The 17,760-nt window shown below is 60.0% G+C and carries 21 protein-coding genes; 5 read left to right on the top strand and 16 right to left on the bottom strand.

Annotated elements, in window-relative coordinates:
- Positions 1 to 101: 101 nt before the first annotated feature.
- Positions 102 to 1,121 carry a branched-chain amino acid aminotransferase gene (locus ACZ9H3_RS00875; RefSeq protein ID WP_065759475.1) on the bottom strand — a complete coding sequence of 340 codons (1,020 nt, stop codon included), beginning with the start codon at positions 1,119 to 1,121 and terminating at the stop codon, positions 102 to 104.
- Between the two features lie 220 nt (positions 1,122 to 1,341).
- Positions 1,342 to 3,117 carry an arsenical pump-driving ATPase gene (gene arsA, locus ACZ9H3_RS00880; protein ID WP_476219028.1) on the bottom strand — a complete coding sequence of 592 codons (1,776 nt, stop codon included), beginning with the start codon at positions 3,115 to 3,117 and terminating at the stop codon, positions 1,342 to 1,344.
- 307 nt (positions 3,118 to 3,424) lie between these two features.
- On the opposite strand from arsA, the gene ACZ9H3_RS00885 reads away from it, so the two are divergent.
- Genes ACZ9H3_RS00885 through ACZ9H3_RS00900 form a run of 4 tightly spaced genes read left to right on the top strand, consistent with a single transcriptional unit; the run spans position 3,425 to position 5,583 of the window.
- Positions 3,425 to 3,994 carry a chalcone isomerase family protein gene (locus ACZ9H3_RS00885; RefSeq protein WP_476219030.1) on the top strand — a complete coding sequence of 190 codons (570 nt, stop codon included), beginning with the start codon at positions 3,425 to 3,427 and terminating at the stop codon, positions 3,992 to 3,994.
- Between the two features lie 17 nt (positions 3,995 to 4,011).
- Positions 4,012 to 4,545: a DUF3833 domain-containing protein gene (locus ACZ9H3_RS00890; protein WP_476222665.1), complete on the top strand. Its 534-nt coding sequence runs from the start codon at positions 4,012 to 4,014 to the stop codon at positions 4,543 to 4,545.
- A complete protein-coding gene (locus tag ACZ9H3_RS00895) occupies positions 4,542 to 5,228 on the top strand; it encodes an SDR family NAD(P)-dependent oxidoreductase (protein ID WP_065759473.1) in 687 nt (228 codons plus the stop codon). The genes ACZ9H3_RS00890 and ACZ9H3_RS00895 overlap by 4 nt, the downstream gene beginning before the upstream one ends.
- 49 nt (positions 5,229 to 5,277) lie before the next feature.
- Positions 5,278 to 5,583 carry a DUF6482 family protein gene (locus tag ACZ9H3_RS00900; protein ID WP_065759472.1) on the top strand — a complete coding sequence of 102 codons (306 nt, stop codon included), beginning with the start codon at positions 5,278 to 5,280 and terminating at the stop codon, positions 5,581 to 5,583.
- 46 nt (positions 5,584 to 5,629) lie between these two features.
- Here the strand turns inward: ACZ9H3_RS00900 and ACZ9H3_RS00905 are convergent, their stop codons facing one another.
- The 12 genes from ACZ9H3_RS00905 to ACZ9H3_RS00960 all read right to left on the bottom strand — a co-directional run bounded on the left by ACZ9H3_RS00905 (position 5,630) and on the right by ACZ9H3_RS00960 (position 15,189).
- Positions 5,630 to 6,124 (bottom strand): DUF2878 domain-containing protein, encoded by a 495-nt coding sequence (locus ACZ9H3_RS00905; protein ID WP_330523424.1) that lies wholly within the window; start codon positions 6,122 to 6,124, stop codon positions 5,630 to 5,632.
- A 2-nt stretch (positions 6,125 to 6,126) separates the two neighbouring features.
- Complete coding sequence (locus ACZ9H3_RS00910) at positions 6,127 to 7,395, bottom strand: SAM-dependent methyltransferase (protein WP_454241147.1); 1,269 nt, start codon at positions 7,393 to 7,395, stop codon at positions 6,127 to 6,129.
- Positions 7,382 to 8,182 carry a DUF1365 domain-containing protein gene (locus ACZ9H3_RS00915; protein WP_102052574.1) on the bottom strand — a complete coding sequence of 267 codons (801 nt, stop codon included), beginning with the start codon at positions 8,180 to 8,182 and terminating at the stop codon, positions 7,382 to 7,384. The genes ACZ9H3_RS00910 and ACZ9H3_RS00915 overlap by 14 nt, the downstream gene beginning before the upstream one ends.
- Positions 8,179 to 9,426 carry an NAD(P)/FAD-dependent oxidoreductase gene (locus ACZ9H3_RS00920; protein WP_476219034.1) on the bottom strand — a complete coding sequence of 416 codons (1,248 nt, stop codon included), beginning with the start codon at positions 9,424 to 9,426 and terminating at the stop codon, positions 8,179 to 8,181. The genes ACZ9H3_RS00915 and ACZ9H3_RS00920 overlap by 4 nt, the downstream gene beginning before the upstream one ends.
- A 4-nt stretch (positions 9,427 to 9,430) precedes the next feature.
- Positions 9,431 to 10,186, bottom strand: a complete 756-nt coding sequence (locus ACZ9H3_RS00925; RefSeq protein WP_102052572.1) for an SDR family NAD(P)-dependent oxidoreductase — start codon at positions 10,184 to 10,186, stop codon at positions 9,431 to 9,433.
- Complete coding sequence (locus ACZ9H3_RS00930) at positions 10,183 to 10,605, bottom strand: nuclear transport factor 2 family protein (protein ID WP_102052571.1); 423 nt, start codon at positions 10,603 to 10,605, stop codon at positions 10,183 to 10,185. Before ACZ9H3_RS00930 ends, ACZ9H3_RS00925 begins: the two co-directional genes overlap by 4 nt.
- 109 nt (positions 10,606 to 10,714) lie before the next feature.
- Positions 10,715 to 10,930 (bottom strand): TIGR02450 family Trp-rich protein, encoded by a 216-nt coding sequence (locus tag ACZ9H3_RS00935; RefSeq protein WP_065759465.1) that lies wholly within the window; start codon positions 10,928 to 10,930, stop codon positions 10,715 to 10,717.
- 94 nt (positions 10,931 to 11,024) lie between these two features.
- Complete coding sequence (locus ACZ9H3_RS00940) at positions 11,025 to 12,422, bottom strand: MBL fold metallo-hydrolase RNA specificity domain-containing protein (RefSeq protein ID WP_178081707.1); 1,398 nt, start codon at positions 12,420 to 12,422, stop codon at positions 11,025 to 11,027.
- A gap of 114 nt (positions 12,423 to 12,536) precedes the next feature.
- The gene (locus tag ACZ9H3_RS00945) at positions 12,537 to 13,322 is read right to left on the bottom strand and encodes a helix-turn-helix domain-containing protein (RefSeq protein ID WP_476219038.1); all 786 of its coding nucleotides are present in this window, start codon (positions 13,320 to 13,322) and stop codon (positions 12,537 to 12,539) included.
- Positions 13,323 to 13,395: 73 nt separating this feature from the next.
- The gene (locus ACZ9H3_RS00950; RefSeq protein WP_476219040.1) at positions 13,396 to 13,638 is read right to left on the bottom strand and encodes a hypothetical protein; all 243 of its coding nucleotides are present in this window, start codon (positions 13,636 to 13,638) and stop codon (positions 13,396 to 13,398) included.
- Between the two features lie 30 nt (positions 13,639 to 13,668).
- Positions 13,669 to 14,031, bottom strand: a complete 363-nt coding sequence (locus ACZ9H3_RS00955) for an Hsp20/alpha crystallin family protein (RefSeq protein WP_102052568.1) — start codon at positions 14,029 to 14,031, stop codon at positions 13,669 to 13,671.
- Between the two features lie 84 nt (positions 14,032 to 14,115).
- Positions 14,116 to 15,189: an NAD(P)-dependent alcohol dehydrogenase gene (locus ACZ9H3_RS00960; protein ID WP_476219042.1), complete on the bottom strand. Its 1,074-nt coding sequence runs from the start codon at positions 15,187 to 15,189 to the stop codon at positions 14,116 to 14,118.
- A gap of 275 nt (positions 15,190 to 15,464) precedes the next feature.
- Here ACZ9H3_RS00960 and ACZ9H3_RS00965 point away from each other — a divergent pair, with 275 nt between their 5' ends.
- Positions 15,465 to 16,391 carry a universal stress protein gene (locus ACZ9H3_RS00965; protein WP_065759460.1) on the top strand — a complete coding sequence of 309 codons (927 nt, stop codon included), beginning with the start codon at positions 15,465 to 15,467 and terminating at the stop codon, positions 16,389 to 16,391.
- A gap of 50 nt (positions 16,392 to 16,441) precedes the next feature.
- Here the strand turns inward: ACZ9H3_RS00965 and ACZ9H3_RS00970 are convergent, their stop codons facing one another.
- Together ACZ9H3_RS00970 and ACZ9H3_RS00975 are read right to left on the bottom strand one after the other, a co-directional pair.
- Positions 16,442 to 17,014, bottom strand: a complete 573-nt coding sequence (locus tag ACZ9H3_RS00970; protein WP_102052565.1) for a GNAT family N-acetyltransferase — start codon at positions 17,012 to 17,014, stop codon at positions 16,442 to 16,444.
- 88 nt (positions 17,015 to 17,102) lie between these two features.
- Entirely contained in the window at positions 17,103 to 17,741 is a 639-nt protein-coding gene (locus ACZ9H3_RS00975) for a hypothetical protein (protein ID WP_476219044.1), read from the bottom strand.
- Positions 17,742 to 17,760: the final 19 nt, after the last annotated feature.

Raw genomic sequence — 17,760 nt, forward strand, 5'->3', positions numbered from 1 at the left:
GGCGGTGCTCGGGTTAAAGAAAAATTCATCTAGCCGATTGCCGGTACGGCCGAGCGCTTCAGGCCAGAAAAAGAAACCCCGCCGGGAGGCGGGGTTCGGAATCAGGCGACCTTGACGATCCAGCCTTCCGGCGCTTCGACATCGCCACTCTGGATGCCGGTCAGCTCATTGTAGAGCTTCTGGGTTACCGGGCCGACATCGGTCTCGCTGTAGAACACGTGCAGCTTGCCGTTGTACTCGATGCCACCAATCGGGGTGATCACCGCAGCGGTGCCGCAGGCGCCCGCTTCGGTAAAGCGGTCGAGCTCGTCGATCAGTACGTCGCCTTCGATCACGTTCAGGCCCAGGCGCGATTTCGCCAGTTCGATCAGCGACAGACGGGTGATGCCAGGCAGAACCGAGGCGGACTTCGGTGTGACGAATTCGTTGTTCTTGGTAATACCAAAGAAGTTGGCCGAGCCGACTTCCTCGATTTTCTTGTGGGTCAGTGGGTCAAGGTAGATGCAGTCGGCGAAGTGGGCTTTCTTGGCCTCTGCACCTGGCATCAGGCTGGCGGCGTAGTTACCACCGACCTTGGCGGCACCGGTGCCTTGTGGCGCGGCGCGGTCATAGCTGGAGATCAGGAAGTTGTGCGGCTTCATGCCGCCCTTGAAGTACGAGCCAACCGGGATCGCGAAGATCGAGAAGATGAACTCGGGCGCGGTACGCACGCCGATGTTGTCGCCTACACCAATGACGAACGGGCGCAGGTACAGCGCACCTTTGCCGTAGGGCGGAATGAAGCGCTCGTTGGCCTTGACCACTTGCTTGCAGGCTTCGATGAAGGCTTCGGTCGGTACCTGCGGCATCAGCAGGCGCGCGCAGCTGCGCTGCATGCGCTGGGCGTTCTGGTCAGGGCGGAACAGGTTGATCGAGCCGTCCTTGCAGCGGTAGGCCTTCAGGCCTTCGAAACACTGCTGGCCGTAATGCAGCGCGGTGGAGCCTTCGCTGATGTGCAGGGTGTTGTCTTCGGTCAGGGTGCCCTGGTCCCACTCACCGTTGCGCCAGTGTGACAGGTAGCGCTTGTCGGTCTTGATGTAGTCGAAGCCCAGCTTGTCCCAGTTAATGCTTTCGTTACTCATGGCACCCTCGATCGGTTGGCAAATGCCTGGTTGGTCAGGCGACGCATCTTGCGCAGGCAGCCACGATAATACATCCCGTGCAGATCGGAAACGCCTAGACGTGCATATTGGACGTGCGTAGGTGCCTCTTGCTGCACGGTCTCGGCAATCCGCGCCCGGTGTTCGACTAATGTCGTGGGGCTGACGCGCCGATCATGTCCCAGGCTCGTCAGCCATGCACCTATTGCTCTGACCTGTCTCGGGGCTGTTCCTTGCTCAGCTTGAGCAGGCGTTCTACCCCGATGGGCTCCTCGGCCATCAAGGGGATCACGGCATAGCGTCTGGCGTGCTCACTGGCCACGTGCTCGATTTCCCTGAGCTCATTCTTTGCCCGTCTACGAAGCAGGGGCGATTGGGTTGTGGTGGCCGCGATGCTGTTGTTGATCACCCATGCCCAAGGCTCAATGCCAGCACGCCGCAGGTCGGCTTGCAGGTTGGCCGCTTCAAGTACCGGTGTCGTTTCGGCCAGTGTTACCAGCAATACCTTGGTTTTCTTCGGGTCTTGCAACTGCATCATCGGGGTACTGAAGTGCATGTTGCTGCCTTCCATTTGTCGGGCGATGTCGCGGTGGTAGGCGCCCGTGGCATCCAGCAACAACAGGGTGTGCCCGGTGGGGGCTGTGTCCATGACCACAAACCGCCTGCCGGCCTCCCGAATGACTCTGGAAAACGCCTGGAAGACGGCGATCTCTTCAGTGCAGGGCGAGCGCAGGTCTTCGGCCAAAAGGGCTTTTCCCTGCTCATCCAGGGCTGCGCCTTTGGTGGCCATCACGTGATCGCGATACCGCTGGGTTTCAACCTTCGGATCAATGCGGCTGAGGGTCAGGTTGCTCATTGAGCCGCTCAGGGTGTCGGCCAGATGCGCTGCCGGGTCCGAGGTGGTGAGGTGAACCGGCAAGCCCCGGTGAGCCAGTTCCACGGCCACCGCCGCCGCCAGGGTGGTTTTACCTACGCCACCTTTGCCCATGATCATGACCAGCCCGTGGCCATCCACGGCGATGTCATCGACGAGGTCGCTCAAGCTTGGCGCTTCAATGCGAACGGCGGGGGGCTGAAGGCCTTCAGCGTCACCCTTATCACGCAACAACTGTTTCAGGGCTTCAATGCCGACCAGGTCGAAGGCTTTCAGCGGCAGTTGATCCAGCGGAAGTGGCTTGAGTACGTCAGGCATTTGGGCAAGCGCCAACTGCTCCCGCGCATACACCGCTGCAGCCAGTGGGTCTTTTTCGGCTTCACTGCCGGGCAGCACGCCGTTGACCACCAGGTACTGCTCGCGAAGGCCGAGGGCGGCGAGTTCTTCATGGGTGTGGGCCGCCTCGCGTAGCGCGGCATTTTGTGCCCGAGCGACCAGTACCAGCCGCGTGCGTGCCGGGTCGCAGAGCGCCTCAACCGCCTTGCGGTACTGGTCATGCTGTTTGTCGAGGCCCGCCAGCGGTCCAAGGCAGGAGGCGTCGCCCTTGCCGGTATCAAGAAAGCCACTCCAGGCGCCAGGGAGCTGCAGCAGGCGAATGGTATGCCCGGTGGGCGCGGTGTCAAAGATGATGTGTTCATAGGTGTCGGTTTGTCGGGAGCCGACCAGTAGTGCTGTGAACTCGTCGAAGGCCGCAATTTCCGTGGTGCAGGCGCCAGACAATTGCTCTTCCATGTTCTTCACGACACTGGCCTCAAGCACGCCCCGGGCAGGGCCGACAATGCGGTCTCGATAGGCCTGCGCTGCAGCCTGTGGGTCAATTTCGAGCGCTGACAAATTGGCCACTGAGGGCACCGGGGTGATGTGGTTGCCAATGCTGATGCCAAACACTTGTCCAACGTTAGACGCCGGGTCGGTACTCACTAGCAGTACGCGCTGACCTTGTGCGGTGAGCTGCAATGCCGTGGCGCAGGCAATCGAGGTTTTGCCCACACCGCCTTTGCCAGTGAAAAACAGAAAGCGCGGGGCATTTTCAAGAAACTGCATGAGGTGTTCCCTGTCGACGGTTCGGCAATCGCCAAAACCTGTGTTTGGAAATAAACGTGCGCATCAGTCTAGTGCCTGTCAGGGCAAGGCAATCACAGGGTGCCCAGGTTTCTTGCTGCGGAACCTGCTCCGGGCTTGAATCGGCATGACCTCTTGACAATAAGTTGTACAAAAAACGGCGAAGCGTCGCATTAAGCTGTACAAAACCAATTTTATGTACAACTATTTTGAAGTGCCGCTGTGCATGCAGTACCGAATGCCAGAGAAACCAACATTTCGGCGTTGTCAGAAAAGGTAGAGCCATGCCATGGACAGATCGCTATTTCCCCTGCTGCGTCAGTGTCTGACGCGCGTGGTCGACCGCAGGACCTTGGGCTTGTTGTTCAGCGCCCTGTTGTTGTGCAGCCCCGGTGCTTTCGCCAGTTGGCAGGCGCTGCTGCCCGGTGGTCGTCTGATCGGTAGCGCCGAGTTTCGGCTCTATGGTTTTCGTGTGTACAACGCGAGCCTGTGGGGCGCTTCGGCCCAGGTGGACTATCAGCAACCCTTTGCGCTTGAGCTGACCTATTACCGGTCGATTACCCGTGCCCAACTGGTAGACGTCAGCGTTGATGAAATACGTCGACTACGGGGCGGGTCGGTCGATGAAGCGCAACTCAAGGTGTGGCAGGCACAGATGGCGCGGGCCTTTGTCGATGTCGAACCGGGGCAGCGGATCATCGGGGTGTTCTTGCCCGGTGCCGGTGCGCGGTTCTACGTGGATGATCGTTTGCATTACGAGGTCGCAGACCCTGCGTTTTCGCGGGCGTTCTTTGATATCTGGTTTGACCCGCGTACACGTAACCCTGAGTTACGCCAGCGCTTGCTGGGCGGGCAATGACAATGAGGTTAAGCATGATGTGGAAGTCCTGTCTGCTGGCGTGCTGCTTGCTGTTGAGCAGTTGCGGCAACGTCGAAGTCGATCATTACCGCAACGAGACGCCCGCATTGGACTTGCCGCGGTTCTTCTCGGTGCCCGTTCAGGCCTGGGGCATGTTCCAGAAGCGTTCGGGTGAGGTGGTCAAGCGTTTCCACGTGACCATTGAGGGGCGGATGGAAGGGCGCGTGCTGATCCTCGATGAGCGCTTCGTTTACAGCGATGGCACCCGTCAGCAACGCGTTTGGCGCCTGACACCGAAGGGGCCGGGGCGCTGGAGCGGTACGGCGGGTGACGTGATCGGCGAAGCCGAAGGTCAGGTGGCCGGTAATGCACTGCGTTGGCGTTACACCCTCAACCTGGAGGTGGACGGCGCGTTTTATCCGGTGCAGTTCGATGACTGGATGTACCTGATGGATGACAACACACTGATCAATCGCTCGTTCATGTCCAAGTTTGGCCTGGAGTTGGGGCAGGTGACCCTGTTCTTCCGGCGCGGCGGGGGTGAACCATGAACAGCCTGCCGGAGGGCTATCGGGCATTGGTGATCGGTGCGAGTGGGGCGATCGGTGGTGCTTTCGTTGATACGCTGCGTGAGGATCCCCGGTGTGCCGCCGTGCATGGCCTGGGGCGTGGCACACACCCGGTACTGGATTTGACCGACCCTCAGAGCATCGCCATGGCCGCACAGTTTTATGAAGGCCAGCCACCGTTTGATCTGATCGTCTTGGCTGCCGGTGTTCTGTACGGTGAGGGCTTCATGCCGGAGAAGGCGCTGGAGTCACTGAACCAGGCGCAACTGTTGGCAACGTTTCAGATCAATGCCATTGGCCCTGCACTGGTGTTGCGGCACTTTTTGCCCCTGCTCGGGAGCAACGGTCTGCTGGCGGTACTGTCGGCCAAGGTCGGTAGCATCGCGGACAATCACCTGGGTGGCTGGTACAGCTACCGGGCCTCGAAGGCGGCGTTGAACATGCTCCTTAAAACGGCAGCGATCGAAGCTGCGCGGCGTTGGCCCGGCAAGCGCCTGGTTGCGCTGCATCCTGGCACTGTTGCTTCAGCCTTGTCGCGACCTTTTCGTCCGGAAGCGCGGGCTCCGCGTGACGCCGTGGCGGACATGCTGGCCGTGCTTGACGGAGTCACCGCCGCCGACAGCGGCAGCTTTTTCAGCTACCAGGGCGAACGTTTGCCCTGGTAGTTCCACTGTGGCACCTCTAGACGGGGCTATGCCCCTGGGAGCGTCAAGTATGAACCTTCAGCAACTGTCAGGCTTTGCCGATGCCGGGCGCATTGACGAGCTCAATCTGGTTTCTCTTGAAGGCGGTATCTATGTCTTGCAGGCACTGATGGAGGGAAAGCTGCACCCGTTGCTTGACGAGCAGGGACACAACCTCTGCCTGCGCTCGACGACGCACGCCCGAGAGGTGTTGCAGCATTTACCTGAAATCCCCTGCCTGCTGGTGCAGAAGGTGGTGCATGACGAAATGTGCGGGCTGGGTAACAGTGCTGATGCGCCGCTGAAACTGCCGTTCTCCATACGCTCTACCTGGTAGTTGCAAGGAAACGGCGCGTGGCCCGAAGCGGTGCCCTTGGCACCGCTCATTTCGGGCTTCTAGCCACGCGGTGCAAGGCGGGCAACAACAGCGCCCAGAGTATGGCCAGCAGGGCCAAGGATGGCCAAAGCCCATAGGGTAGGCCGACGTCTGCCAGGCGTGCACCGGCATAGTAAGACAACGGCCCACCCAACGCGCCGACAAGTGCCGCCAGCCAGAGGCGGGATGCCGTCCAGGCCAGGCTCTGGCGCAAGGTGCTGGCGAACAGCAGCCAGAGCATTGCCAGCCAGCCCGGCAGTACCCAGCGCGGCTCACCGAAATCGAACACGCCCAGGTTCAGTAACAGGCTGTCCAGTGCCCAGCCACAGGCAGCGATTTTCAACAGCTGGCGACATTCGCGTACCCGTACCGGAGCCAACGCCACGTGCAAGGCCAGGCATCCCAGTGCCAGCAATAGCCAGGCCGGGTGCCGTGCGCCAAATATGCAGGCTGCCCAGCCGATCTGGAACAGCACTGCATTGCCAATCAGGCGTCGGTTCATCCTCAGGCTTCCAGTGCCTCTAGCAGCGGCGCGGGACGGGCATCAGGTTTGGCCAGGACCAATTGGGCCACGCCGATACCACGTTCCAGGAAGCCACCCTCGCAGTAGCAGAAGTAGAACTCCCACATACGTTGAAAGGTTTCGTCGTAGCCCAACAGCTGCAATGCGTGGCGTCCCCGGCAGAGGTTCTCGTGCCAGTGGCGCAGGGTGCGTGCGTAATGCAGGCCGAAGTCTTCCAGGTGATGGACGTTCAGGTCCGTGTTACGGCTGGCAACGTCCAGCATGCGGCTCAGCGAGGGTAGGGCGCCACCGGGGAAAATGTAGCGCTGGATGAAGTCCACCGAGCGCCTGGCCTGTTCATAGCGCTGGTCACGGATGGTAATGGCTTGCAACAGCATCAGACCATCGTCCTTGAGCAGGCGTGCGCACTGTTGGAAGTAGTTGGGCAGGAAACGGTGGCCCACCGCTTCGATCATTTCGATCGAAACCAGCTTGTCATAGCGTCCTTCAAGGTCACGGTAGTCCTTGCGCAGGACAGTAATGCGCGCTTGCAGGCCTTGCTCGGCAACACGCTTGCAGGTGTAGGCGTACTGCTCTTCGGACAGTGTCGTGGTGGTCACGCGGCAGCCGTAATGAATGGCGGCGTAGAGCGCCATGCTGCCCCAGCCGGTGCCGATTTCCAGCAAATGATCGCTGGCTTGCAGGTCAAGCTTGCGACAGATGCGCTCCAGTTTGTTCAACTGTGCCTGTTCGAGGCTGTCTTCTGAGCTGCGGAACATTGCCGCCGAGTACATCATGGTCGGGTCCAGCAGGTGCTCGAACAGTTCATTGCCCAGGTCGTAGTGTGCGGCAATGTTGCGCTTGGAGCCCCTTCGGGTGTTGCGGTTGAGCCAGTGCAGGCCCTGAACCAGAGGACGCCCGAGGCGCGCCAGGCCGCCTTCCATGGCGTCGAGTACGTCAAGGTTGGCGACGAACAGGCGAACCACGGCGGTCAGGTCAGGGCTGGTCCAGTGACCGTGTACGTAAGCTTCCCCGGCGCCGATCGAACCGTTGGTGGCGATCAGCCCCCACAGTGCATCATCCAGCACCTGAAGCTCGGCCATCAGGCTGGCATGGGGTTCGCCGAATATCAGGCGCTGGCCGTCTACTACGACGGTCAGTTGGCCTTTGCGCAGTTGCGCCAGTTGGCGCAGCACCAGGCGTTTGAGCAAGCCTGTGCTACCGGCGGCGAGGGCTCCGCTTTTGGCTACGGCCAGGTTAGGGCTCTTCATGGTCAACGTCCTCGCTACGGTTACGGGCGACACGTAAATGCCGCTGGGTGTTGTAATGGGAAAAGATCGGCGTGCGCTTGAGCAGCAGGCGCAGGGCTTGCCAATAGATGGCAGTAACGGTTTTCGCCGACATCCAGGGAAAGGCGATCAATTGGCGGTGCAAGGTGCTGCGGGTCAGGGCTATGCGGTTCAGACCAAGACCGGCTTCAAACACCTTCTGCGGCCCATGCCAGTCCTGCATGGTGATGTTCAGGTGTTGCCCTGGCGCGGTGAAGCGCATGCGGTACTCCAGGTCGGGTGGCAAAAATGGCGAGACGTGAAAGGCTTTGGCGACGCTGAACTGCTGCACGCCGTGTTCATTGCACGGCAGCACATAGTGGAAGCGCTCGCGCCAGGGGGTATTGGTGACTTCGCACAGAATCGCCGCGAGCGTGTCATGCTCGTCGAAACAGAAGAAGAAACTCACCGGGTTGAAGGCCAATCCCCAGTTCCGCGCCTGGGTCAACAGGCGTATGGCGCCACCCGGTGCGTAACCCAGGGCCTCCACGAGCAGCAGATTGACCGCATCGGCAAGCGCCATGCCGTTGCGTGTGTAGCGTGGCAAGTAATCCTGTTCGCGGAAGCTGAACGCCGAAAACCGCTCGCGCCCGGCAAACGGGCTTAATGCAAACAATGCATCCTGCTCGGCCAGGTCCAGGTACAACATGCTCATGCGGTAGCGAAAGGCATGCGCGCGCGGGGACAGGCGCCGGTGGCTGACCCAGCCTTCATACAAGGCGCTGTTCATAATCGTTCACCGAAGTGCTGAGCCACCTTCAGTGCACTGACCACGCCATCCTCATGGAAGCCGTTGGCCCAGTAGGCGCCGCAGTAGTAGCTGTGCTGCGGGCCCATCAGTTCAGTGTGACGTGCCTGGGCCGCAAGGGCTTCGAGGCTGTACTGGGGGTGCGCGTAGCGAAAGCGACCGAGCACCTGTGCCGGGTCAATGGCGTCACTCTGGTTGAGGCTTACGCAGAGGGTGCGTGGTGCGTCCAGGCCTTGCAGGATGTTCATGTTGTAGGTCACGGCCGCTGGGCTGTGCTCGGGGCCACCCAGGCGGTAGTTCCAGCTCGCCCAGGCCAGGCGACGGTCGGGGAGCAGGCGCGTGTCGGTATGCAGCACGACATCGTTCTGCGCATAGCGTATGGCGCCGAGTATCTGTTGTTCCTGTTCGGTAGGCGTTTCCAGCAGCGCCAGTGCCTGGTCGCTGTGACAGGCAAACACCACCTTGTCGAAACGCTCGGTGCCGACAGCGCTTGTGATACTGACGCCCTCGGTGTCACGGCGTACACGTTGCACCGGGCAGTTCAGGCGGATGTGCTTGGCGTAGCTGGCTGTCAGTGGCTTGATGTAGGCACTGGAGCCGCCCTGGATAACCCGCCATTGCGGGCGGTTGGTGACTGAGAGCAGGCCATGGTTGCGAAAAAAACGTACGAAGAACGCCAAGGGAAAGCCGAGCATGTCGGCCAGTGACATCGACCAGATCGCCGCCCCCATCGGCACGATGTAGTGTTCGATGAAGCGATTGCCGTAGCCACGCTGTTGCAGGTAGCTGCCGAGGGTCGTGCTGGCGTCGATGTGCTGGCGGTCGAGGTCCAGTGGTGCTTCGCGATTGAAGCGCAGAATGTCCCGCAGCATTCCCCAGAACGCCGGTGAAATCAGGTTGCTGCGTTGAGCGAAGAGGCTGTTGAGGTTATTGCCGTTGTACTCCAGGCCGGTCTTTGGCTCATGTACCGAAAAGCTCATCTCGGTGGGGCGTGAGGTCACGCCCAGATGGTCCATCAGGGCAATGAAATTCGGGTAGGTCCAGTTGTTGAAGACGATGAAGCCGGTGTCGACCGCATAGTTCTGCTCGTTCAATTGAACGTTCACGGTATGGGTATGGCCGCCTACTCGCCCTTCGGCCTCGAATACGGTGATGTCGTGGTTACGCTGCAGCAGGTAGGCTGCCGTCAGGCCGGCAATTCCGCTGCCGACGATTGCAATACGCATGGGGTCAGGACTCCTGGCCAGGCCGTGCAAGCCGCTTGCCCAGTGCCAGTTGCCAGTGTTTTGGCAGGTGGCCGAGCAGCTTCAGGCAGGCGATAAACAGTGCTGGGAACGCCACTTCATAAGGACGGCGCTCCAGTTTTCGGGCGATGTGGCGGGCGGCTTTTTCCGCCGACCAGCGCAACGGCATGGGGAAGTCGTTGCGTCGTGTCAGGGGCGTATCTACAAAACCCGGGCTGACCAGCGTGACCGCGATACCTTGGGCATCCAGGTCGATCCGCAGTGAGTCGATCAGGTAGCGCAGGGCCGCTTTGGAGGCACCGTAGGCACCTGCTCGCGGGAGGGGCAGAAAGGTCACTGAACTGCCTATGGCCACCAGGTGCGGTTCATGGCCGCGTTGCAGCAGGGGCAGCGCGGTCTCGATGGTCAGGCTGGCGGTAAACAGGTTGGCTTGGACCACGCGCATCACCAGCGCGGCCTCGAAGTGCTCGGGCGTGAGGTATTCGCAGGTACCGGCATTGGCGATGACTTGATCCAGCGCGCCCCAGTGTTGAGTGATGCGCTCGCCAATTTGTCTGACCTGATTGCTGTCGAGCAGGTCGCCTGGCACGAGCAGTACCTGCCCGGGGAAGCGTGTCGCGAGTTGTTGCAGTGGGGCCGTGCTGCGCGCGGTCAGTGCGAGCTGATGGCCTTGCTCAAGCAGCACTTCGGCCAAGGCTGCGCCAATCCCGCTGCTGGCGCCGGTAAGCCAGATTCGCTTCATGCCAGCCTCCGCTTGAGCCCGCGGATCACGCTACCCAGCAAGGGCAGGTGTTCATAGAGCAGTGCGCCGGCATCGAAGTAGTCGCGGTGATAGTAGACCTTGTCTGCCCAGCGCAGATGGGAGCATCCGGTAACGCTGACAGGCGCTCCACCACGCAGGCGGGGGTGACGGTAGGTCATGGTCCAGCGCAGGTAGCCCGAACCTTCGGCGACTGCGTCATGGCCGTGGAACTGGAAGCTCAAGTCCTCGACATTGGCATACAGCTCGGAAAAGTAACGCTGCAGGGCGTTCAGCCCATTGATCTGATGCAGCGGGTCGATAAAGCACACGTCAGTGCTGTAGAGGCTTGAAAGGTGCTCCAGGTGGTCGCGATCCAGGGCGGCGAATCGCTCGGCGAACTGCTGCAGGAAGGTCGACATCCATAGGCCTCTAACTTGTACATTTGTAGGAATTTGTACAAGTTAAGGCTAAGGCAATATCTGTACAAGTCAATTTTTTTGTATAGATATTTTTTGTATCAATTTTGGGTCATTGCCAGCCTGTCCTCCAGCGCTCGCTGTCGCGAAGCTCGCGCCAGTCCAGCCATTCGCTACGACCGCTGTAGATGGCTTGCAACTCGATCTTCAGCAATGTGCCTTGTTCGTCATGCAGCAGATCGGTTACCAGAAAGTGTTTCTCTCGATTGAGTGGTGTGCAGGCTGTCCATTTGGACAAGGCCAGCTTTCGTGGATTGAAGCGGTTCATGGGAGCTCCTGCCGGTAACGCGGTGCTGTTCAGGGAGGGCGTCGGCGCAATTGCTGTCGAGTTATATTGTACAAATATATTTTCATGTACAAGCCTATTTTGCGTTGGGTGCTGTGGCGGTGTTGGGGCTCGCAGCTGCTATCTCGGCTTGTTCCAGGTGTTCCGGTACCGAGACGGACCAGCCGAGCTCAAGGCTGATGCGGCGACGCAGGGTATCGGCTGCCTCCGGTTCACCATGCACCACATAGGTGTGTTTGGGTGGGCGCTTGAAGCCACGCAGCCATTGCATGATTTCATCGGCGTCGGCATGTGCCGACAGGCTCTCCAGGGACACCACTTCGGCTCGCACCGGAACATCCTCGCCGTGCAGTCGAATGGAGGGCGCACCGGCGATGATCTGTGCTCCCCGGGTGCCGCCTGCCTGATAGCCGGAAAACAACAGGGTGTTATGCGGGTTGGGCGCCAGGGTCTTGAGGTGGAACAGCACCCGTCCACCGGTGGCCATTCCGCTGGCGGCGATAATCACGGCCGGGCCACGCTGTTGGTCCAGGCGTTTGGATTCTTCAACGGTGCGCACGATGTGGGTGGCGCGAAACATCGACTCGCATTCGCGTGGGGACAGCCGGTGTTCACTGCAAAATCGCTGATACAGCACCGTCGCATCTGTCGCCATGGGGCTGTTCAAATAGATCGGCAGGTCAGGAATCGCGCCGCTCTGTTTAAGGCGCGAGAGGTGATACATCAGCAACTGGGCACGGCCCACGGCAAAGGACGGAACCAGAGTAATGCCATGGCGCAGGGCTGTGCGGGTGATGACGTCAGCCAGTTGCTTTTCGGTGTCTTCGGGTGGGTGCAGGCGATCACCGTAGGTGGATTCAACGAACAGGTAGTCGGCCTCTTCGATGAGCTCCGGGGCGAGCATGATCGGGTCGTTGAAACGGCCCAGGTCACCGGAAAATACCCAGGTGGAACCGTCGGCGATGATCTCCACGGTTGCCGCCCCAAGGATGTGACCGGCAGACCTCAGGTGTATCCGGACGTCGGCGAGGATGTCTTGTGGATGGTGCAGGGCAATGGGGCGAAAGTGCTTGAGGGCGCGCTTGGCGTCGTCCTCGGTGTACAGCGGCAGCGCCGGATGGTGTTTGGAGAAGCCTCGCCGATTGGCGTATTCGGCCTGTTCCTCTTGCAGGCGACCGCTGTCGAGCAACAGGATACTGGCCAGTTCGCAGGTGGCCTCTGTGGCGTAGATGGGCCCGCGGTAACCGTCCCTCACCAGTGCCGGGATGTAGCCGCTGTGGTCCAGGTGAGCATGGGTCAGGACGATGGCGTCCAGGCTGCGCGGTGGTATGGGGAACGGGGCCCAGTTGCGTACGCGCAAATGTTTGTAGCCCTGAAACAGCCCGCAGTCGACCAGTACGCGCTGACCGTTATGTTCCAGTAGGTACTTGCTGCCGGTAACCGTACCGGCGGCGCCGAGAAACGTGACGTGCATGGCATGTCTCCTCAACAACCCTGTCAACAGGCTGATACCACGCGCTGTGGCCAGGCTGGTTGTTCCTGTGTGCCCGCCCGGCAGTGCGTTGTCGGGCCTTGGCATGGGCGCGCGTCACGTACTCCAGTGATGCTCCATCGCCATGAGAGCGGGCATGTCCAGAATTTCCACCTCGCGCCCCGCAAAGCGAACGATCTGCAAATCGCGCAGGCGTGCCATGCACCGGCAGATGGTTTCGAGCCTTAACCCCAGGTATGAGGCAATGTCTTCGCGGGTCATACGCAAAACAAAACCCAGCGCCGAATAGCCACGCATGGCATAGCGTTGGGATAACTGTAGAAGAAAAGCGGCGAAGCGCTCATCGGCGTTCATGTTGCACATCATCAGCAGCCGCTCATTGTCCCGGACGATCTGCCGGCTCATCAGGCGGTTCAGGGTTTGTTGCAGAGCAGGGCAGTTGCGTACCAGTTGCTCAATCTGGTGATAGGGGATCGGGCACACTTCGCTGTCTTCCAGTGCCAATGCGCTGCAGGCATAACGCGAGGTGCTGATGGCATCAAGCCCCATCACTTCACCGGCCATCATGAAGTCGGCGACCATGCCGCGGCCGTGGGCGTCGATCAAGGAAATCTTGAAACAGCCCATGCGGACGGCGTAGAGGTAGGTTAGCGGATCATTGGAATGGTAAAGGGCAGCGCCTTTCTTGATGCGCATGCGCTGTGAGATCAATGAATTGAAGGTGTCGCGCTCGGCATGTGAGCAGCCGCCCGGCAAACAAAAGGCGCGTACTGCGCATTGAGCACAGGAAGCGCCTAGCGAGAACAGCCTGGTGCGTGAAACGGTGGGCGTGGTTTGCAGTTCGGCGTGTTCTAGAGCGACTGCGTTATTGTTAGGTTGCATAGCGTCTTGCTCCATGGGGAAGCGGTGAACTTCTGAAGCAGAGGCCACTGGGCACTAAGGCCTTGCAGTGGAGTCATCGCTGGAAGTCGACGTGCAGTGGGTGAGTGATGCGCTGCCTGGGAGCAGGGCTGGAGGATGTGCCGTGCCAGCGGGTGGGCGGCGCGCAATGTGGCAGTACGTGTGGTGCTTTGATTCGGTCCTCCAGGCGCTGCACGAAACAGGTGGCTTCTGCTTCGGTCCGAAAGGCCACGACCCATGTGTCCAGATGAACCAGCCAGCGGCTGGTTGGTGCGTCCTTTTCGAGTTCGATCAGCATGACGACTCTCCTGTCGACGGATGTCGACGGTTACAAGGCGTGTTTCAAATGTCCTTTTTTCAAGAGCCTGAGTGTAAAAAGGCCTTCGTTGAAGGTGAGGCTGAAGTTGTTCAGCGATACCGAGGCAGGAAGGCGGTGTGAGGAGCGAAACGGCCCGGCGCACAGTGATGCGTCGGCACGCCGCTGAACGGCCCAGCCACTGAGCACCAGGTGTTTGGGGCTCAGGTCCAGGTGCAGGTTTTCAATACTCAAACCCTGCAGGTGGGCGTAAATCGTAAAGTTCGTCCTGCTGTTGGCAGCCGCCAATTCCGGGTTGCAGGGCAGCTCCACTTCGCGGCGCCGCAAGGCCGCCATGTCCGGTAATCGTGGCTTGCTCATCAGGGTTGAAAACATTTCGCATGCTCCCGGTCACTGTAGGGGGAACAGCCTCCATGCCTGAAACTATACGGTTTGGTGCTCTATGCGTTTAGCTACTGCTCAAGGCGTAATGGCGACTTTCATGACCCCGTCACGTTGGTGTGCGAACAGGTCATAAGCGGCTTCGATATCGTCAAGTTTGAAATGATGGGTGACCAGCGGCTTGAGGTCGACGCGACCACTGGCGACAACGTTCATCAGGCGGCGCATCCGTTCCTTGCCGCCAGGGCACAGGGTGGTAACGATACGGTAGTCGCCAAGGCCGGCAGCGAATGCATCGACCGGTATGCGCAAGTCGCTCGAGTACACGCCCAGGCTTGAAAGCACGCCACCGGGGCGCAGAACCCGCAGTGCCGACTCAAAGGTGGCCTGCGTACCCAGTGCCTCGATGGCGACATCGACACCGCGTCCATCGGTGAGCGCCATGATCTGATCCACTACATTGCCGGCCTTGAAGTCGACGGTGTGGGTAACGCCCAGCTGTTTAGCGACCTGCAGCCGTGCAGCAACGGTGTCAACGCCGATGACGGTGGTGGCTCCCATCAGCCGGGCACCGGCCGCCGCGCATAATCCAATCGGGCCCAGGGCGAACACCGCAACGGTATCACCGATTTGCACGCCGCCACGCTCCGCACCGGAAAAGCCGGTGGACATGATGTCGGGGCACATCAGCACCTGCTCATCGGTGAGGGTATCGGGTATCGGGGAGAGGTTGACCATGGCGTCCGGTACCCGCACATACTCGGCCTGGCAACCATCGATGATGTTGCCGAACTTCCAGCCTCCCGTAGCACGGAAGCCATGCCGTGTGCCGGGGCCATCCTGGGATGCGCAGCCGCACAGGCAGGCGTAGCTATGGCCACTGGGCGTGATTGCGCCAGCGATCACCCGCTGTCCTTCGCTGAATCCCAGAACTTGTGAGCCGAGTTTCTCGATGATCCCGACGGGTTCGTGACCAATGGTCAGCCCTTTGGCGACCGGGTATTCACCGCGCAGGATGTGGACATCGGTGCCGCAGATCGTGGTGGTGGTAATGCGCAGCAGTGCATCCAGCGGTCCAATCTCTGGAATTGGCTTTTCATCCAGAACAATACGGCCTTTTTCAACGAAGATTGCCGCTTTCATTTTCGCCATGGCTGTGTCTCCTGAGCGCAGCGCATCGGTTCTGATCACTCTCAACAGGCTGCTCCTGGCGAGGGGCTGAAAGGTTGATCTGGATCAATGAGTATGGCCCTGAAATCGTGGATCCGCGACCGTGTGTCGTTTTGCCGGTAAAAGAAATGCGGACTCTGACCCACATCAAGCCGCAGGGGGCAGGTGGTCGCAGGATAGGGCTTGAATTGCCTTTGGGCAGCACGCTTCCTGCTTGAAGGGCTGCAGGCCAACTTCCGTCTGATGAGAGGTGCGTCATGACCATGCAAAAACATCTTATGTTGGTGTCCTCGCCGTTGATGAAAGCCGGCCCGGCCTTTGACAGAGCCTCTGCCTTGGCAAAGGCACGGGATGAGCCGCTGCACATTGTCGCCTTCGACTATGTGGAGGGGCTCGCAACAGCGGGACTGGTCAATGCTGAGGCACTGCAGCAGATGCGCGAGGGTTATGTGGAGCGACACCATGCCTGGCTTGAGGACCAGGCCCGGCCAATGCGCAAGTTGGGTATCGAGGTCACGACCGAAGTGGTGTGGGCCGAGCAGGTGTTGCCAGAAATTCTGGCGCACCTGCGTGAGGAGCCGATTGACTTGGTGATCAAGGAGGTCGAGCACGAGTCACGCCTCATGCGCGCGATGTTCACTACCCTGGATGTTCATTTGCTACGCGAGTGCAAGGCGCCATTGCACTTCGTGTGCAAAACCCGCAATGCGTTGCCGCGCAGGATTGTGGCTGCTGTTGATCCCTTCCACCCAGACGACCAGTACAAGGGCTTCAATGACCGGATCATCTATGAAGCGCTGAAACTGGCGATGCAGTGCAAGGCTGAAGTGCATCTGGTGTATGCCCATGACCTTTCGTCGATGGGAACGGGAGAATACGGTTTTTCCACTGGTTCGATGCTGTTTTCCTCAAGCCTGGCGCAGAAGGTTTACGATATTCAGGGGGAAAGCTTCAATGAGCTGGCCGAGCGCAATGGTATCCCCCCTGAAAATCGGCACATGATTGTCGGTAACCCGGCAAAGGTCTTGTCCAGCTTTTCCGAAACCCGCGATATCGATGTCATTGTCATGGGGCGTGTGCATCGGCGAGGGGTGAGCAAAGGCTTCGGCAGTACGGTGGAAGATGTCTTGTACCGGATGCCCAGCAGTGTGCTGGTGGTCACCCCTGAGGACTTCGATGGTTAAGGGTCACCCGGTTTGGCGCGCCCCGGTGAGCCGGGGCGTGTGCGGGACGGTTAGCGGCTCAGGTCGAGTTCATGGGTCAGTTCGCTGAACTGGCCGTTGTCATAGCGACTGGTAAACCCCAGCTTTTTCGCCAGCCGATGCATGCCGTAGTTACTGGCCAGATCCAGTGAGATCATCTGCTTGAACCCGTTGCGGCGGGCAGCCTCGATCAGGTGCCCCATCAATAGCGTGCCCAAACCCCGGCGTTGCCAGTCATCGGCAACCGCTACGGCGCATTCGCAGTGTTTCCCCCCTGGTATCGCCGCATAGCGGCTCACACCGACTTCGTGCAACTCGCCGTCGACATGCGCCAGCGCGACGTAGGCGACACGGTCGTGGCCATCCAGGTCCATCAGCTGGTCCAGCAGGGTGAGGTCTTCTCGGTTGAATCCGCCCATGAAGCGAGCGCGACGGGCTTCGGCCGACAAGTGCCTGACAAACTGGAATTCGCGCAGGCGATCACGCTCCTGTAACGAACGAATCAGCACATGGGTGCCGTCATTCAAGGCTTCTATCCAATGCTCTTCGGTTTCACCCTGGCATAGCGCGGACAGGGCTTTGTGCTGGCTTGGATCAGTCGACATAGTGATGCTCCCAGATGGCAAGGAGGGTGGAGGCCTGTTGGAAGGTGTACGACGATCAGCCGCGTTGCGTCTGATTTACATCAAGTCTTCAGTCCTTCGTGCGGTTGGGCGGCAGGCTGTGAGTGGGTGGCGGGGCGCGGTTCAGAAATCGTTCCATGCAGGCCATTTGCTCAGCGTCGGTCACTGCTGAATAGGTGGCAATGTTGAACCACTGGCTGTGTAGCAGGGCGAGGCGGACAACCCCGTTTTTCTCCATAAAGCGTTGGGAGATGCACTGGCATACCGGGCCCACCAGGTAGGCCAGTGCCTGTTCCTGCTCGTTGGCGACCAAGGTGCTGGTTAATTGGGTAACGCAGGTGGCGACAAGTGCTGCGCCAGCGCGCGCTGCCAGATAGGCCGTTGCGGTGTAACCGCCGACGAAAAGCAGCATGATAAGCGTGAGCAGGATCAGCTCGTGAGGTCGTCGACGGCGCACAGGTACGGCCCTCTCCAGCGTTTTGGGTGATGCATCGGCTGGGGTGCTGGACGCTCGCGCGCAAGCCAGGCCGACCAGCCAGCAGCCCGTGGTAAAGATCAGAATCACTACCAGCAGCGCCAGCCACAGCCGGTTGAACACGTCGAACCCGGTGATGATCGCCAGCACGCTGACGAAACCAAGACCACCGACGACAAAGCCGAGCCGTGCCAATGCGTCGATCAATCGGGCTTGTCGTTTGTCGACCTTCATGGCATCGCCCTCGTGCGCC

The organism is Pseudomonas sp. TE3910, assembly GCF_056279025.1.

Excerpts from the sequence above, each read along its gene's own strand:
- ACZ9H3_RS00950 (WP_476219040.1), bottom strand. The coding sequence starts at position 13,638 with ATGCTGATCGAACTCGAAAAGGACGCACCAACCAGCCGCTGGCTGGTT.
- ACZ9H3_RS00945 (WP_476219038.1), bottom strand. The coding sequence starts at position 13,322 with ATGCAACCTAACAATAACGCAGTCGCTCTAGAACACGCCGAACTGCAA.
- ACZ9H3_RS00965 (WP_065759460.1), top strand. The coding sequence starts at position 15,465 with ATGACCATGCAAAAACATCTTATGTTGGTGTCCTCGCCGTTGATGAAA.
- ACZ9H3_RS00940 (WP_178081707.1), bottom strand. The coding sequence starts at position 12,422 with ATGCACGTCACGTTTCTCGGCGCCGCCGGTACGGTTACCGGCAGCAAG.
- ACZ9H3_RS00960 (WP_476219042.1), bottom strand. The coding sequence starts at position 15,189 with ATGGCGAAAATGAAAGCGGCAATCTTCGTTGAAAAAGGCCGTATTGTT.
- ACZ9H3_RS00970 (WP_102052565.1), bottom strand. The coding sequence starts at position 17,014 with ATGTCGACTGATCCAAGCCAGCACAAAGCCCTGTCCGCGCTATGCCAG.
- ACZ9H3_RS00900 (WP_065759472.1), top strand. The coding sequence starts at position 5,278 with ATGAACCTTCAGCAACTGTCAGGCTTTGCCGATGCCGGGCGCATTGAC.
- ACZ9H3_RS00955 (WP_102052568.1), bottom strand. The coding sequence starts at position 14,031 with ATGTTTTCAACCCTGATGAGCAAGCCACGATTACCGGACATGGCGGCC.
- ACZ9H3_RS00925 (WP_102052572.1), bottom strand. The coding sequence starts at position 10,186 with ATGAAGCGAATCTGGCTTACCGGCGCCAGCAGCGGGATTGGCGCAGCC.
- ACZ9H3_RS00890 (WP_476222665.1), top strand. The coding sequence starts at position 4,012 with ATGTGGAAGTCCTGTCTGCTGGCGTGCTGCTTGCTGTTGAGCAGTTGC.
- ACZ9H3_RS00920 (WP_476219034.1), bottom strand. The coding sequence starts at position 9,426 with ATGCGTATTGCAATCGTCGGCAGCGGAATTGCCGGCCTGACGGCAGCC.
- ACZ9H3_RS00875 (WP_065759475.1), bottom strand. The coding sequence starts at position 1,121 with ATGAGTAACGAAAGCATTAACTGGGACAAGCTGGGCTTCGACTACATC.
- ACZ9H3_RS00930 (WP_102052571.1), bottom strand. The coding sequence starts at position 10,605 with ATGTCGACCTTCCTGCAGCAGTTCGCCGAGCGATTCGCCGCCCTGGAT.
- ACZ9H3_RS00915 (WP_102052574.1), bottom strand. The coding sequence starts at position 8,182 with ATGAACAGCGCCTTGTATGAAGGCTGGGTCAGCCACCGGCGCCTGTCC.
- arsA (WP_476219028.1), bottom strand. The coding sequence starts at position 3,117 with ATGCAGTTTCTTGAAAATGCCCCGCGCTTTCTGTTTTTCACTGGCAAA.
- ACZ9H3_RS00905 (WP_330523424.1), bottom strand. The coding sequence starts at position 6,124 with ATGAACCGACGCCTGATTGGCAATGCAGTGCTGTTCCAGATCGGCTGG.
- ACZ9H3_RS00975 (WP_476219044.1), bottom strand. The coding sequence starts at position 17,741 with ATGAAGGTCGACAAACGACAAGCCCGATTGATCGACGCATTGGCACGG.
- ACZ9H3_RS00895 (WP_065759473.1), top strand. The coding sequence starts at position 4,542 with ATGAACAGCCTGCCGGAGGGCTATCGGGCATTGGTGATCGGTGCGAGT.
- ACZ9H3_RS00885 (WP_476219030.1), top strand. The coding sequence starts at position 3,425 with ATGGACAGATCGCTATTTCCCCTGCTGCGTCAGTGTCTGACGCGCGTG.
- ACZ9H3_RS00910 (WP_454241147.1), bottom strand. The coding sequence starts at position 7,395 with ATGAAGAGCCCTAACCTGGCCGTAGCCAAAAGCGGAGCCCTCGCCGCC.
- ACZ9H3_RS00935 (WP_065759465.1), bottom strand. The coding sequence starts at position 10,930 with ATGAACCGCTTCAATCCACGAAAGCTGGCCTTGTCCAAATGGACAGCC.